The sequence below is a fragment of the Acinetobacter sp. UBA3132 genome, from assembly GCF_002364825.1.
Classification (GTDB): Bacteria; Pseudomonadota; Gammaproteobacteria; order Pseudomonadales; family Moraxellaceae; genus Acinetobacter; species Acinetobacter schindleri.
The window spans coordinates 10164-11688 of the sequence record NZ_DEZM01000208.1; the positions used below are offsets into that span (position 1 = coordinate 10164).

At 44.7% G+C, this 1525-nt stretch carries 1 protein-coding gene; it reads left to right on the forward strand.

Annotation, left to right across the window (positions count from 1 at the left end):
* A partial coding sequence (locus tag B4033_RS11515; protein WP_286834131.1) for a long-chain-acyl-CoA synthetase occupies positions 1–1375 on the forward strand: 1375 nt, incomplete at its 5' end.
* Positions 1376–1525 lie beyond the last annotated feature (150 nt).

The following is a 1525-nucleotide window of genomic DNA, read 5'->3' on the forward strand; positions in this document are numbered from 1 at the left end:
TAACGAGATCCGTGATGAACTGAATATCGCGGCGGACCGTTTCCACTGGTTTGCCGATCAGCCTACCCAGCAAAATCCTGGTCAGGCACCTGAAGGTTTTATCAATCTTGCTGAAGTCATTGATACTTTCCCGAAATTCAATCCATCAACAACACATAATGTGCAAGGTAAAGATGGTCTGTTCTACATCTATACTTCCGGCACTACTGGTCTGCCGAAAGCCGTAATCTTTACCAATAGCCGCTGGACCCTTGCTTATGGCACCTATGGCCATGTGCTTAACCTGGGTACAGAGGATGTGATGTACTGCACCCTGCCACTGTATCATGCGACGGGCATGGTGGTATGCTGGTGTGGTGTGATTGCCGGTGCAGGGACATTTGCAATCCGCCGTAAATTCTCGACCTCTTCATTCTGGAAAGATGTACAAAAATTTGATGCGTCTGCAATTGGGTATGTCGGGGAACTTTGCCGTTACCTGATGGATGCACCTTCTTCAGAGCTGGAAAAAGGTCACCGCGTCAAGAAAATGATCGGTAACGGTATGCGTCCAAATATCTGGGATAAGTTCAAAAACCGTTTCGGTATTGAAGAAGTACTTGAACTATATGCATCCAGTGAAGGCAATGTCGGTTTCAGCAATGTGTTCAATTTTGACAATACTGTCGGATTCTCCCCAACTCCCTACGCGATTGTTGAATTCGATAAAGACAAAAACGAGCCGGTACGTGATGCCAAAGGTCACTGTAAACGCGTCAAAAAAGGCACAACAGGCCTGTTGATTGGTAAAATTACCCGTCGTTCGCCATTTGATGGCTATACCGATCCGGAAAAGAATAAGTCTGTCATTATGAAAGATGTGTTCTGCAAAGGTGATGCCTATTTCAATACCGGCGACCTGGTCCGCGACATCGGTTTCCGTCATGCGCAGTTTGTCGACCGTTTGGGGGATACTTTCCGCTGGAAAGGTGAAAATGTATCGACGACCGAAGTGGAAAACATGCTGACCGAGTATGACAAGATTGTAGAGGCAGTGGTATATGGGGTGGAAATTCCAAACACCAATGGTCGTGCTGGTATGGCAGCCATTACACTGAAACCGGAAGCTGAACTGAACGATACCGATCTGAAAGAGATGTTGAGCTGTTTCAAGAAATGTCTGCCCGCTTATTCGGTTCCGGTATTCCTGCGTATACAGCAACAGGTCGAAACCACTGCTACTTTTAAATATCAGAAAAATAAATTGAAAGAGCAAGCATTTGATCCAAGCAAGACTGATGAGCGTTTACTGGTGTGCTTACCGGGAGCAGATGCTTATTGCGATGTAACGCCAGAAGTTTTTACCAACATCCAGGCCTATCAATATCGCTTCTAAGTGCTGAAGTTGCCTATTTTTTGTGTATATAAATTTAATTTGTTGCATTTATAATCAAACATGGGCAACTTTGTTATTTTTTACTTGCGCTGATTTCATATCTTGCTACAATACGCTCCATCAAATGATATGGGTCGTTAGCTCAGTTGG